The organism is Paraburkholderia sp. GAS82 (assembly GCF_050436285.1).
Lineage (GTDB): Bacteria > Pseudomonadota > Gammaproteobacteria > Burkholderiales > Burkholderiaceae > Paraburkholderia > Paraburkholderia phenazinium_B.
On the sequence record NZ_JBNDLX010000017.1, the window covers coordinates 76,031 to 89,504 of the forward strand.

The window sequence follows — 13,474 nt, forward strand, 5'->3', positions numbered from 1 at the left end:
CGCGGCCAGCGCGTCAACCGGCTGAAACTGATCGTCGCGCTCTGTGGCGCTTTGCTTCGTTGTGCTTCACAGCGGCACACTTTCCACGGCGTGCCGCCTGGGTTTTCTCCAGACGGTGGCTCAGTCGTGATACAGCGCTGAGCGCCCGCCATCTACCGTGATACAGCTCGCGTTGATGAACGGTGCCTCGTCCGAGGCGAGAAACACCGCCGTCATCGCGACTTCTTCCGGGCGGCCAATTCGCTTCATCGGCTGCAGATCGAGCGTCGCCTGCTGCGCGGCCGCCGGGTCCGGCTGACCGTTCCACCAGTCATGCGTCAACTGCGTTTCAATGTAGCCCGGTGCGATTGCGTTGACGCGCACATTGCGCGGCGCGTATTCGATACCGAGGGCCCGGGTCAATCCAATCACACCGTGCTTCGCAACCGGGTACGGGAAGCAGCCCGGGATGATCTTGAAGGCATGTGTCGAAGCGATGTTCACGATGCTGCCCGCACCACGTTCCACCATTCCCGGCAACACCGCGCGACAACCGTTCCAGACGCCGTCGAGATCCACCGCGAAGCAGCGGCGCCAGTCGTCGTCGGTCATCGTCAGCGGGTCGCAGAACACGTTGATGCCGGCGTTGTTGACCAGCACATCGACCGCGCCGAAGGTGCTTTCCGCTTCGTGCACGGCGTGCTGCACAGAGGCGGATTGCGTCACGTCGGTCTGCACCGCGAGTACTCTGGCGCCGCTTGCTGCAGGGCCACGCGCTGCACTCGTGCCATTCGCACTGCCGGCGCCACTTGCCTTGCACGCCGCCTCGATGTCGCGCGCGGTGCGCTGCGCGGTTTCAACATCCAGTTCCGCCAGCACGACCGCCGCACCTTCGCGCGCAAACGCCAGCGCGATGGCTGCGCCGATGCCGCGACCGGCACCGGTAATCAACGCGACCTTGTTGGCGAGCCGGTTCATTTCTTTGCACTCGCCCGTGCGATTCGCAAGCCGTTGATATAGGCCCGCGCATGCGACGCCGTCGCCGCCACATTCTGGCCCGGCTTGTAAAGCGCAGAACCGAGCCCGAAACCATTCGCGCCTGCGGTCAGGAACGGCCCCATGTTGTCCGGCGTAATGCCGCCGACTGGCACCAGCGGCACCTCGGCGGCGATCACCGCGCGCCAGGCTTTCACGACCTGGCAGCCCAGCTGTTCAGCCGGGAACATCTTCAGCACGTCTGCTCCGTTCTTCAGCGCGAGGAACGCTTCGTTCGGCGTAGCGACGCCCGGGGCACAGGCAAGGCCACGCGCCTTCGCTGCCGCCACCACCTCGGCGTCGCTATGCGGCATCACGATCAGTTCGCCACCGGCCAACAGCACATCGTGGACGAAGCTCGCATGCAGGACGGTGCCCGCGCCGACGATCGCATCGGCCGGCAATGCCTTACGGATCGCGGCAATGCTGTCGAACGGCTGCGGTGAATTCAGCGGCACTTCGACGATCCGAAACCCCGCCTCATACAGCGCCTGAGCGTGCTCGGCGGCGTCCGCCGGCGTGACGCCGCGCAGGATGGCGATAAGCGGACACGCTTCGAATGCCGCCATCAGACCGGCATGCGGCAGATACGGAGCGGGTAGGTTGATATGAGGTTGCATGTCGATTCCTTGTCTATGTCGTGCGCGGCCGCTTAACCTTCTGGCTAACCGCCGGCCGCACGTGCGGCCTGTGCAGCACCGGACGCCGGCGCGACAAGCCCGGCCTGCGTCGCGATGCGCCACAGACCGCGTTCGGTCGCTTGCCGGGCCAGTTCCGCCTCGGTACAACCGAATTGGGTCAGCGCGAGCTGATAACGCCCGCACAGCGCCTCATTGCCGATCAGGCGCAGCGCGTGCCCGTCGAGCTTGCTTTGATGTTGCACGAGGACCGCGTCGAGGCCGGCAAGCTCATGGCCGATCAGCAGACCTGACAGATAGTCGGGCTGCTGCTGGCCCGCAAGCTGCCCGGTCAGGCCGAGCGTGCGCGTGCTGAATATCGTGGCGAGCACCCCAGCCTGCCCTTTCAGGCGTGCGTTGTTCACGCCGCGCAGAAATGCCTCGGTGTCCATACGATCGGGCGTCACCATGGTGCGGCCGAGAATCGTATGCTCCCGCAGCGCTGCGAAGACTTCGCCGGTCATGAAGGTATGAAAGCGCTCGATGCGGCTGCCACGCACCACCACCCATTTCGCGTGCGTGCCGGGCAGGCCGATCAGTTCGTGCTGTCCATCGGTTGCGGCTGCGGGGCTATCGCCGAGCGCGCCGAAAATTTGCGTTTCTTCGCCACGCATGACGTTCGGCAGTTCGCCGCGCTCAAGCACGCCTGGCACGATATGCAGCGTCACTCCCCGTGCCGTTTGCACACGGACGATGCCATCGACCAGCGCATCGGCGCTCGCCGGCGCATCCACATAGGGTGCTTCGAGCCAGCCTTGCGCACTGCCGACCATACCGGCTGCGATCACCGGGACATTGGGTGCACGCTCCAGCCAGGCGCCGCAAGCGGACTCGAAGGCCGCATCGAAGCCGCCATCCGCCGCCGGACGCGGCAGATTCATGATGCCCGCGGTCGACTCGCGTGTGTCCAGCACGTTACCGGCGGCGTCGAACAGATAGGCGCGCAACGATGTCGTGCCCCAGTCGAGCGCGACCAACGCGGCCTGATCGAGGCTGACGGCCTGCGTTTGCGCGGTTGCTGCGCCACTCGCGTCGAGCGCGGCGTCCGTCACGCTGGCGGCCTCTACAGCGCCTGCGAGTTGAGCGGCCGGCATGGGGGAACCCGCTTGCGTCATCGTTTGATCCTGCGCGTCGCCGGCTGCGGCACACGCCAGCCGAGTTCTTCCGAGATGGCGCGTGCTTCGCGCTGCACGACTGGAATCAGTTCGTCCATCCGTTCGAGCGACATATAGGGAATCGTGCTCGCCACCGACAGCGCCGCGACGATCGAACCCGACGCATCGCGCACGGGCGCGGCGACGCACCGAATCGACGCCTCGTTCTCCTCGAGGTCGAACGTATAGCCACCGGCCGAGTAGTTCGTCATGCGTTGCATGAAGGTCGGCATGTCGGGGCGGTTATCGGGTTTGAAGCTGACGCCAGCGAGCGCACGACGCGAGGCGTCGAATAGCGACTGCCAGGAATCGGGCGTGAGATCGAGCATCATCGCCTTGCCGATGCCAGTGGAGGCCAGCGGCATGCGGTGCCCCACGCGCGAGCGCATTTCCAGACCACGCGTGCCGGGGATCTTGTCGATGTAGAGCACGTCGTCGCCATCGCGCACGCCGAGGTGGATCGTATCGAGCGTCTGTTCGGCGAGCGATTCGAGATGTTGCCGGGCCACGGTGGTGAGCGGCATCTGTTCGAGCGCGATGGTGCCGAGTTCGATCAGCTTCGGGCCGAGCAGATAGCCGCCTTGCACCTGACGCAGATAGCGCGCCTGGACGAGGCTGCTGACGAGCCGGTGCGTCGTGCTGCGGGTCGTGCCGAGCGCGGCGCCGAAGGTACGCAGATCGCGTACACCCGCGGCGGCAGCTTCGAGAATCGCGAGACCGCGCAACAAGGTCTGCGTGCCGGCTTGCTGCGGCGTGATGTCGAGCAGCGTGCTGGGCAGCGCGATTCCGTCGGCGGGGGCATGTGAGCCGGGCGCACCGTTGGGCGTGCGGGGGCGCGATTGCGGCAGGGCTTCGGAGTCGGCGTCGTGGTCGTGGTCGGCTGCGGCGTGGGTGGACATCGCTTTGTTCATGGCGATTGGGCGACTGGTTGGGGTGTTAGCGCGCGGGACCGGCGTGGCGGCCAGAGAAACGGGACGGCGCGCTATATGCGCGCGATTGCTGCCTGACGGTGAGGGGCATGGCTGTTGTCTCCGATCGTATGGTCCAGCCGGCCGCGCTTGCTGGGTGCGCGGAGGTTCTGGACTCTTTTTGCCTTGCAGGCGGCTCTAATTCGCGCTCGGCGCGTGGGCTTCTTAGCCGTGCCCTGCAGGCTTGGTGCTTCGGATTGTAGGGCGGTTTTATTCAAATCTCCAATATGTGAGTGTTGTATTCATATAATGGGATTTGGCCGCTGGGCGCGGGGTTTAGGGGGTTTGCCTGCGGCGCCTTGGTTTGGTTTGTTGTTCTTGTGGTGTTGGCCTTTCCTTGCTTTCTTATCGGTTTGCTTGCGTTGCCCCTGTGCGGGGCGGCACCTACTTTTCTTTGCCGCCGCAAAGAAAAGTAGGCAAAAGAAAGCGGGCTCACACCGCCAGCCTGTAGGTGTCCACCTCTCGCTTCACGGCGGAGCGGTCCGCGCACGAAATCGTCCCTCGCACACTCACCCCTCGTGACAAAGGACTCATCCATCCCGCCAGCGCACTACGTGCGCGGCGGATCGGTCTGCAAGGGGAGACGGTGAGGGTGGCGCGCAGGACATGCCGAGCGAACTCGGCTGGCCGTACGTTCAATTGCGCGATCGCAAAAGCGGAGCTCGGCAGTCCACCGAATGGGCAGACGCTCAGTAAAGTTAGAATTCCTGCAGAGTTTGCAGAAGGAGGGTTATGCCCGACGGCGGGGTGCGAAGCGCAACGCTGGAACGGATGAGCGCTGTGTCACTGACGGGTGTGGTGCGAGAGCGCAGTGCGTGCGCGGACCACTCCGGCTTTATGCCAGTGGTGCACACCTACAGGCTGGCGGTGTGAGCCCGCTTTCTTTTGCCTACTTTTCTTTGCGGCGGCAAAGAAAAGTAGGTGCCGCCCCGCACAGGGGCAACGCTAATAAACCACTAAGAACGCAAGGAAAGGCCAGCGCCGCCAGGAAACCACCCAACCCAAGCCGCCGCAGGCCCCCACCTTCATTCCGGCAATTCAGCCGCCCCCATCCGATGAGCGATCACCCCCGCCCTCTGCGCGAGATACGGCGAACTCCGATGCTCATCAAAATACTTAGGCCTCGGCAACATCACCGCCAGCCGCGCCGACTGCCACGCGGTGAGCTTAGCCGCCGAAGTCTTATAGTAATAGTTCGCGGCAGCCTGAGCCCCATAAACCCCATTCCCCCACTCGACCGAGTTGAGGTAAATCTCGTAGATCCGCTCCTTGTCCATCAAAGTCTCGAGCATCCACGTGATGATCAACTCCTGCCCCTTACGGATATAACTCTTCTGCCGCGATAGAAACAGATTGCGCGCCAGTTGTTGCGAAATCGTAGAACCGCCCGCCACGATCTTGCCGCGCGCCTTGTTCTTTTCCCACGCCTGCAGAATCGCGTCGGTCTCGTAGCCGTTGTTGTTCACGAAGTTCGCGTCCTCAGACGCAATGATCGCGCGCTTGAGATTGCGCGAGATCTGATCGTATGGCACCCATGTATGCTGGATCGACAGGTCGGGGCGGTCCTGCGAGAGCGTCCACGCGTCCGAGCGCATGAATGCCGTCGACTGCGGATTGACGTAGTTCCAGACGCCAATCTGCACGAAGTAGAACAGTTGCGTCGCTATCCAGGCAATCGCGACCACCGCGCCAACGTAAAGAGTCCAGCGGGTCGGTCCCGGCCTGCCTGATCCCCTCGTTCGCGCCATCATCGTCACGCTGCGCCCGGTGCAGACAACATCTGACGCAATTGCACCAGCACCGGCGCGCCGTCAGGACGCACGCCACGCCAGATATAAAACGACTCGGCGGCCTGCTCGACCAGCATGCCCAAGCCGTCCGCCGCTCGCGCGCCCAGCGTTTGCGCATGCTGCATGAACACGGTCGGCTGCGCGCCGTACATCATGTCGTAGGCAAGCGTGCCGCTGCCGAATGCGCCGTCGTCGAACTCGGGCAACGCGGCATCCAGACTGCCGGCGGTTGCATTGATGATGACGTCGTAAGCGCCTGGCTCGATCGCTGTTGCGCTGCCGCCGCTCAAACGGCAACCGGCCGCCTGCGCCGCCGCGCTGAACTGGTCGACCAGCGCACTGGCCTTCCCGGCGGTGCGGTTGACAATGGTCAACGTGTGCGGTGCGCGCTCCAGCATCGGCAGCACCACGCCGCGCGCCGCGCCGCCTGCGCCCAGCAGCAGGATGCGAGCACCCTTGAGTGGCGTAGCCAGATTCACTTCGATGTCGCGCACAAGCCCAAAGCCGTCGGTATTGTCGCCGTGGATACCGGCAGCATCGAAGCGCAAGGTATTCACCGCACCGGCTGCCGCGGCGCGAGGCGACAGCGTCGTCGACAACGCGTGGGCGTCCAGCTTGAACGGCACCGTGACGTTGAGCCCGCATCCGCCGGCTTCCATGAAAGCGCGTACGTGCGGCACAAACGCATCGATCGGCGCCAGCAAATGGGTGTATTCGATCGGTTCGCCAGTCTGCTCGGCGAAGCGTGCATGAATGAACGGCGACTTGCTGTGGCTAACCGGATTGCCGATTACTGCGTAGCGGTCGCGCACACCGGATGCCGTTAGTTGCCCAGACGCACTTGAGCTCGCCTGAGCAGCAGCAGCGGCTCCGCCGCCGAAGTTAGCCGCGTTAGCCGTTTGACTCATTGCCCAGGCTCCGCCACGTGCTGATCGGCGGGCGCCGCCTCACCGTTGTCAGTGCCTGCGCCGCTGTTTTCCGCGGAATCTGCGTCGGCCTCGCCTTCAGCTTCTCCCGACGCTTCCGCCGCAGCTTCCGCTTCGCTTTCCGCAGAGTCATCCGCGGCGTCGATGACCTCTTCTTCGCCCTCGTCAGCCTCTTCCGCTTCCGTACCGCTCGTGACCGTCGGCGCGTCGAGCACGTGCAGCATTCGCACGGACGCTTCGACCGTCAGCTCGTCGATCGACATCACTTCCATCAACAGGCGTGTACCGCGCGCATGCACCCCGAGCGCCGGCACATGCAACAGCAACGGAATCTCTTCAAGCCGCACGAGGTCGTCCTTCACCACCGATGCCACCACCTGCTTCCTGTTCTCCTGCTTCAACCAGCGCAAGCACCAGAAGTACTCCATGCGGCGCTGGTGATCGGCATAGGCCGAATACGTGTCGTCGAAACCTTGCACGACAGCAAACAGATCGGCGTCCTTCGGCTTGAACGGTGCGGCCAGCTTGGCGGTCACGCCATGTTGCACGCAGGCGAGCAACTGCCATTGATTGACCAGGTCCACATAACGGCGCAGCGGCGACGTGCTCCACGCATACTGCGTCACCCCAAGGCCTTCGTGCGGCGCGGCGGTGGTCTGCATACGCGTGCGCTTCGGACCCGTCGGCGCGCCGAACGCCCGCTGCGTGCGGTAAATCCCCGGCACGCCGTGGTCATGCAGGAATGCGCCCCATGACGAATTGGCCAGAATCGCCAGCTCGGCGACGATCGTGTCGAGCGGTGAACCGCGGCGGCGCGGCGTGATCGTGATGTGCTCGCCGTCCACGTAGAAATTGAAGTCGGTATTGCGCTGCACTTCGCGACGCAAACCATAGCCCGCGCGCGCCTGCTGGCGCTTCTCGAACAACGCCAGCGCGAACGGCCACAGCACCGCAATGTCTTCCTTATGCGGATATTCGCCGCTACCGGCGGCAAGCGCCTCTTCGGTGACCAGTTCGTCCAGCGTGTTGTGGCGCAGATTGTTCTTCACGAAGACGCGCTCGGCGCGCGTCTCGCTTGCCACAATTTCCTGCGTCTCGCGATTGACAATCACATACAGCGAGAGCGCCGGCCGCAGGCCGCCCTCAGCCAGCGTGAACGCCTCCACCACGCTGTCCGGCAGCATCGTGATCTTGTCACCCGGCATATATACCGTCGACAGACGCGTGCGGGCAATGCCATCCACCTCGTCGCCACGCTGGATGCCCAGCGCCGGCGCCGCGATGTGTACGCCAATGCGCACGCGGCCATCCGCGAGATGCTCGACCGAGAACGCATCGTCGATTTCGGTGGTGGTGACGTCATCGATCGAGAACGCCTGTACGTCCGCTGTCGGCAAGTCCTCCGGCACAGCGCCGACCGTTACGGGCGCAAAACCCGTACCGTGCGGGAAGAATTCCGACAGGAAGCGTGCTTCATGCAATGCGCGCGCCGAGGGAATGCCGCCACATTCGAGCATCAGTCGCGCCTGCGAAATGCCGCGCGCCGCCGCGGCAGCTTCGAGCGCCTTGTATTCGATGGTGTTCTTGTCAGGCTTGGTCAACAGGCCAAGCGCCTTGCCGACGAAGACTTCGGGCAGACGGCCGGCCTTCAGCTCCTCTTCATACCCGGCCTGCACCAACCCCTGCTGACGTTTGCGTTCGAGCGCGGCCAGCGCCAGCTTGAGCTGCTCTTCCGGCGCGCGTTGATACTGGCCGCGGCCCTTGCGGCGGAAGTACACCGGTGCGCTGTGCATCCGCAACACCAGCGCCGCCCGCTCCACCGGACCGAACGACGCGCCGAAGTAATCGGCGCCCAGCGTCGCAAACGGGAATTCATCCTCGGGGGCGCACTCCCACAGGAAATCCAGATCGATCTCCTGCGCAGCAGCGTCGGCCTGCTGGATCAGATCGCCGGCGCTCGGCTTCTCGAATTCGATCAGCACGTCTTTTGACCGTACCTTCGTGCGCCGTCCGCCCGGCAACTCCACCTGGAATGCATCGCCCTGGCGCGACAGCACGCTGCCCGCCTTGAAACTGCCCGATTCCTCGAAGAAAACGTTCACTCAATACTCTCGTTCTGACTTGCATCTGCCGCAGCGCCTGGCGGTTGAATCCGGCCTGCGCGTCGGCAACGTGTTCGTGGTGGTAGATCCGCCGCGCTCGTGTTGGGCGCCGGCGGCATGAATCAATGCATTACCGGATCAGGCCGCCGCGCGTGGCGCCGGCGGTTCCAGATCCTCTGCGTCGCAAAAGGCCAGCACGTCGTCGACGTACTGCTCGAATTCACTGATTGCGTGGTCGCTGCCTTCGATCAGCGTCGTGCGTGCGCCCGGATAGTGGGCGAGCATCTCACGGTAATCGAGTACTTCGTCACCGGTCGCTGCAATCAAATAATAGCGTTCGGGCCGCGTGATGGCGGTGACACCCAGTGCCCGCAGTTCGTCCAGATGATGCGGTTCGACGACGATGCTGCCGCCACCATGCCACAGCGGCTGCTCGCCGAGATACTGGCTAAGATCGCGCTGCGGCACGACCGCCGGATTCAGCAGGACCGCTGGCCAGCCGTGTTTTTCGGCCAGATGCGTGGCGAAATAACCGCCGAGCGAACTGCCGATCACGGTCACCGGCGTTGCTGCCCTGGCGGCCAGCGATTCAGCCAGCGCGATGGTTTCGAGCGGCGACACCGGCAACATCGGGCAGCACCATTCCGCCGAGCGGCCGAGTTCGGCCAGACGCGTCGCCATCACGCGTGCCTTGAACGAATTCGGCGACGAGCGGAAGCCGTGCAGATAGAGGATCACGCCTCGCCCCGTCCGGTTGAATCGGGCCGCGCCTCAGCCGGCCGCGCCTGAACCAGCCGCGCCGACAGCGCATCGAGCAGCTTCTGATGGACACCACCGAAGCCACCATTACTCATCACCAGCACCTGATCACCAGGCCGGGCGGCTGCCACAACCGCTTTGACGAGCGCATCGAGGTTGTCGAAGGCCTGCGCCTTGTCGCCGAGCGGCGCCAGCGCCTCGCCGAGATTCCAGCCCAGCGCGTCGCGTCCGGTAGGCGCGCCATAACCGAACACCAGATCCGCATCCGCGAGACTCGCCGGCAATTGCGCCTTCATCACACCGAGCTTCATCGTGTTCGAACGCGGTTCCAGCACGGCGAGGATGCGCGTGCGTTCGCGGCCGACGCGTGTCCGCAGACCGGCGACGGTCGTTTCGATGGCGGTGGGATGATGCGCAAAGTCGTCGTAGACCGTCACGCCGTCGACGCTGCCGCGCACTTCCATCCGGCGCTTCACATTACGGAAGCTCGCCAGCGACTGCGCGGCCTGCGCGGGCGGCACGCCGACGCTGCGCGCCGCGGCGATCGCCGCGATCGCATTCATGCGGTTATGTTCGCCTTGCACCTGCCAGTCGACCACCCCGACACGCGCACCGTTGTGATACACCGCGAAGCGCTCGTCGACGGGCACGCCGTCTTCAGCCGGCAGCGCTTCCCAACCGCCCTGCACGCCAAAGCGCTCCACTTCGCTCCAGCAGCCGCGCGAAAGCACGCGTTCAAGCGCGTCCTCGCGACCGTTGGTGACAATCCGCCCAATGCCCGGCACGGTACGCACCAGATGATGGAACTGCGTCTCGATAGCGGCGAGATCGGGGAAAATGTCGGCGTGATCGAACTCGAGGTTATTCAGAACCGCCGTGCGCGGCCGGTAGTGGACGAACTTCGAACGCTTGTCGAAGAAGGCCGTGTCGTACTCGTCGGCCTCGATCACGAAGAAGCTCGAATCGGTCAGCCGCGCCGAGATGCCGAAGTTCAGCGGCACACCGCCGATGAGAAACCCCGGATTCAGCCCCGCATCCTCGAGCAGCCAGGTGAGCATCGAACTCGTGGTGGTCTTGCCGTGCGTGCCAGCTACAGCCAGCACCCACTTGCCGTTCAGCACGTGCTCGCCGAGCCACTGCGGGCCGGACACATACGGCAGGCCGCGATCGAGAATCGCTTCCATCAGCGGATTGCCGCGTGAAACCACGTTGCCGATCACGAACAGATCGGGGTTCAGATCGACCTGCTCCGCGCCGTAACCCTCTATAAGACGAATCCCCTGGGCCTCGAGCTGCGTGCTCATGGGCGGGTAGACACCGGCGTCGCAGCCGGTCACCGTATGCCCGGCGCCACGCGCGAGTACCGCGAGACCGCCCATGAACGTACCGCAGATGCCGAGGATGTGGATGTGCATAAGCCTGTCGTGCCGCGCGGGCGTATTTGCGTGGGAGGAGGTGCGCAGGAGGGGCCGAAAAGGTCCGTCTGCAAAGGACGCTATTGTAACCGACGCCCTCCGAATGCCCTACGCCGCGCGGACGTGCCCAGCCGTTCAGGGCCGCCGGGCGGACTTCACGCCGGTCACCCCGGCGCGGAACAGACCGCCCGGCGCGAAAAGGCCGCACTTCAATCTCTAGTATGATTGTGAGATGGTTCGCAAATCACATTTCGATCCGCAGCGGGTGCGCGAGGAAATCGCCATCGCCGCTGCGCGGATGATCGCCGAGGACGGTCTGGACTACTCGACGGCCAAGCGCAAAGCTGCGCGGCAAGTCGTCGGGGAGACACGTGTCGCTGGTGAATGGCTGCCAGATAACGACCAGATCGAGGAAGAAATCCGCGAATACCAGTCGCTTTTTCAGGGCGACAGCCAGCCAGTGGTGCTGCGCCGCTTGCGCGGCGTCGCGCTGGACTGGATGCAGCGGCTCGCCCCATTTAATCCCTATCTGACCGGCGCGGTGCTCAACGGCACCGCGGGCGAGCATTCGGATGTCTATCTGCAGGCGTTCTGCGACAACCCGAAAGACGTCGCGATCTATTTCCTCAATGCCAACGTGCAATACGACGTGTCGGAGACGCGCCATTTCGCGGGCCGCGGCTACGTCGAAACGCTGAGTTTCCTGTGGCGCCCCGAGCGGGCAACGCCTGGCGACGAGCCGGTCGGCATCCACGTGGCGCTTTACGGCACTGACGACTTGCGCGGCGCGGTGCGTGCCGATGCGCGCGGCCGCCACGCCCGCGCGAGCGTGCAGGCCGTGCAGGCATTGCTCGATAAAGACGGCATCACCTCCCCCAATAATTGATCGGACAATAATGAAGACCAAGTTGATTGTGGCAAGTGCGTTCGTAGCGTTGATCGCAGCAGGCGCGGGCGTATTCGCGGGCCGCAGCGCGCTCAACGCAGGCGGGATGGAAGTCGCGGAGGCCGCTCAGCCGGCTCCGCAAAACGCCGTCGCACAGTTGTGGGCGGCCCCCGTCACCAATGCCGATGGCAAACCGCAGTCGCTCAGCCTGCTCAAGGGACACCCGGTGGTGGTCAACTTCTGGGCTTCGTGGTGCGGGCCGTGCGTGGAAGAGATGCCGTCGCTCGCCCAACTGCATCGCGAATACGCGAAAAAAGGCATCGAGTTCGTCGGACTTGGCGTCGATTCGGACAAAAACGTGAAAGCGTTTCTGCAGAAGGTGCCGGTGGACTACCCCGTCTATGTGATCGGCTTTGGCGGTGCGGACCTCGCCCGGGCCTTCGGTAATAATGCGGGCGGCTTGCCGTTCACCGTCGTGATCGACGCAAAAGGCAACGTTCGCTCGACAAAATTAGGGCAAATCCAGCCGGACGAGCTGAAACATACCCTCGACACGCTCTGAATTTGACATTCGCCTAACGGTTAATTGCGGCCGGAACGGGTCGCATTGGGTGCAAATTGCATAAAATTGCCGGAAGATGCGGGCACGGACGATCCGCCGAGGACCGTCCAGATCAAGCGTCGTGCGCGTGAAACTAGACAAGTTTCTCTAATCAGCGCTAAAGTGCGCCCAACTCCACGGAAATAGAAGCGACCATGACGCGACTGCTGGTACTGCACGGACCTAACCTCAATCTTCTCGGTACCCGGGAACCGGAGGTCTATGGTCACGTGACGCTGCCGCAGATCGATCAGGCGCTGGCCGACCGTGCAACGGACGCCGGTGTCGAACTCGCGTCGTTCCAGAGCAATCATGAAGGCGCCCTGGTCGATCGCATCCAGTCCGCACGGATCGAAAAAACCGATTTCATTCTGATCAATCCCGCCGCGTACACGCACACCAGCGTGGCGGTTCGGGACGCACTGGCGGGGGTCGGCATCCCGTTCGTCGAGATTCATCTGTCGAACGTGCATCGTCGCGAACCGTTCCGGCATCACTCGTATTTCTCCGACCAGGCCGAGGGCGTCATTTGCGGCCTCGGCTGGAAGGGATATCTGTACGCGCTCGAATTCGCGCTGGACCGGCTCGCCGCCGGCTCGTCGCGCGGCTGATTCCAACAAACTACTTTTAGCCGGCAGGCAACGCCGCCGGCACTTCATGTATTGAAAGGGGATGTGCCCAATGGATCTACGTAAACTGAAGACTCTGATCGACCTCGTCTCCGAGTCCGGCATTTCGGAACTGGAAGTGACTGAAGGTGAAGGCAAGGTCCGCATCGTCAAGAATGCGCCGCCGGTTTACGTGCAGCCGTCCGCGTCCTATGCACCGCAGTACGCCGCGCCGGCGCCGGCCGCAGCAGGCCCCGCCGCTGAAGCGCCGGCTGCTCCGGCAACGCCCGCCCCCGTCGCACAGCAAGGCCATGTCGTGACCTCGCCGATGGTCGGCACGTTCTATCGCGCGCCGTCGCCGGGTGCCGAGGCGTTCGTCCAGGTGGGCGATACGGTCAAGGAAGGCCAGACCATTTGCATCATCGAAGCGATGAAGCTGCTCAACGAGATCGAGTCGGACAAGTCCGGCGTGGTCAAGGAAATCCTCGTCGACAACGGGCAAGCCGTCGAATACGGTCAGCCGCTGTTCGTGGTCGGCTAACGCGGCACGCTTTGCGTTTGCCGTCCGCGCACC

13 protein-coding genes are annotated in these 13,474 nt (G+C 64.0%); 4 read left to right on the forward strand and 9 right to left on the reverse strand.

Annotation, left to right across the window (positions count from 1 at the left end; translation table 11 throughout):
- Positions 1-120: 120 nt before the first annotated feature.
- From P3T17_RS36205 to mpl, 9 genes are all read right to left on the reverse strand, one after another.
- A complete protein-coding gene (locus tag P3T17_RS36205; RefSeq protein ID WP_429411739.1) occupies positions 121-957 on the reverse strand; it encodes an SDR family oxidoreductase in 837 nt (278 codons plus the stop codon).
- The gene (locus P3T17_RS36210; protein ID WP_074262507.1) at positions 954-1,634 is read right to left on the reverse strand and encodes a 2-dehydro-3-deoxy-6-phosphogalactonate aldolase; all 681 of its coding nucleotides are present in this window, start codon (positions 1,632-1,634) and stop codon (positions 954-956) included. Before P3T17_RS36210 ends, P3T17_RS36205 begins: the two co-directional genes overlap by 4 nt.
- Before the next feature lie 44 nt (positions 1,635-1,678).
- Positions 1,679-2,806: a 2-dehydro-3-deoxygalactonokinase gene (locus P3T17_RS36215; protein ID WP_429411741.1), complete on the reverse strand. Its 1,128-nt coding sequence runs from the start codon at positions 2,804-2,806 to the stop codon at positions 1,679-1,681.
- Complete coding sequence (locus P3T17_RS36220; RefSeq protein WP_429411743.1) at positions 2,803-3,756, reverse strand: IclR family transcriptional regulator; 954 nt, start codon at positions 3,754-3,756, stop codon at positions 2,803-2,805. Before P3T17_RS36220 ends, P3T17_RS36215 begins: the two co-directional genes overlap by 4 nt.
- Positions 3,757-4,838: 1,082 nt before the next feature.
- Positions 4,839-5,561, reverse strand: a complete 723-nt coding sequence (gene mtgA / locus P3T17_RS36225) for a monofunctional biosynthetic peptidoglycan transglycosylase (protein WP_074265842.1) — start codon at positions 5,559-5,561, stop codon at positions 4,839-4,841.
- Between the two features lie 5 nt (positions 5,562-5,566).
- A complete protein-coding gene (gene aroE / locus P3T17_RS36230; RefSeq protein ID WP_429411745.1) occupies positions 5,567-6,511 on the reverse strand; it encodes a shikimate dehydrogenase in 945 nt (314 codons plus the stop codon).
- Positions 6,508-8,631, reverse strand: coding sequence for a ribonuclease catalytic domain-containing protein (locus tag P3T17_RS36235; protein ID WP_429411747.1), 2,124 nt, complete (start codon positions 8,629-8,631; stop codon positions 6,508-6,510). Before P3T17_RS36235 ends, aroE begins: the two co-directional genes overlap by 4 nt.
- 138 nt (positions 8,632-8,769) lie before the next feature.
- The gene (locus tag P3T17_RS36240) at positions 8,770-9,369 is read right to left on the reverse strand and encodes a YqiA/YcfP family alpha/beta fold hydrolase (protein ID WP_074262512.1); all 600 of its coding nucleotides are present in this window, start codon (positions 9,367-9,369) and stop codon (positions 8,770-8,772) included.
- Positions 9,366-10,805: a UDP-N-acetylmuramate:L-alanyl-gamma-D-glutamyl-meso-diaminopimelate ligase gene (gene mpl, locus P3T17_RS36245; protein WP_429411749.1), complete on the reverse strand. Its 1,440-nt coding sequence runs from the start codon at positions 10,803-10,805 to the stop codon at positions 9,366-9,368. Before mpl ends, P3T17_RS36240 begins: the two co-directional genes overlap by 4 nt.
- Positions 10,806-11,037: 232 nt before the next feature.
- On the opposite strand from mpl, the gene P3T17_RS36250 reads away from it, so the two are divergent.
- From P3T17_RS36250 to accB, 4 genes are all read left to right on the forward strand, one after another.
- Positions 11,038-11,691 carry a UDP-N-acetylmuramate--alanine ligase gene (locus P3T17_RS36250; RefSeq protein ID WP_074262514.1) on the forward strand — a complete coding sequence of 218 codons (654 nt, stop codon included), beginning with the start codon at positions 11,038-11,040 and terminating at the stop codon, positions 11,689-11,691.
- 10 nt (positions 11,692-11,701) lie between these two features.
- Positions 11,702-12,253, forward strand: coding sequence for a TlpA family protein disulfide reductase (locus P3T17_RS36255; RefSeq protein WP_429411751.1), 552 nt, complete (start codon positions 11,702-11,704; stop codon positions 12,251-12,253).
- A 194-nt stretch (positions 12,254-12,447) separates the two neighbouring features.
- The gene (gene aroQ / locus P3T17_RS36260; protein ID WP_074262516.1) at positions 12,448-12,903 is read left to right on the forward strand and encodes a type II 3-dehydroquinate dehydratase; all 456 of its coding nucleotides are present in this window, start codon (positions 12,448-12,450) and stop codon (positions 12,901-12,903) included.
- 70 nt (positions 12,904-12,973) lie between these two features.
- The gene (accB, locus tag P3T17_RS36265) at positions 12,974-13,441 is read left to right on the forward strand and encodes an acetyl-CoA carboxylase biotin carboxyl carrier protein (RefSeq protein WP_074262517.1); all 468 of its coding nucleotides are present in this window, start codon (positions 12,974-12,976) and stop codon (positions 13,439-13,441) included.
- Positions 13,442-13,474: the final 33 nt, after the last annotated feature.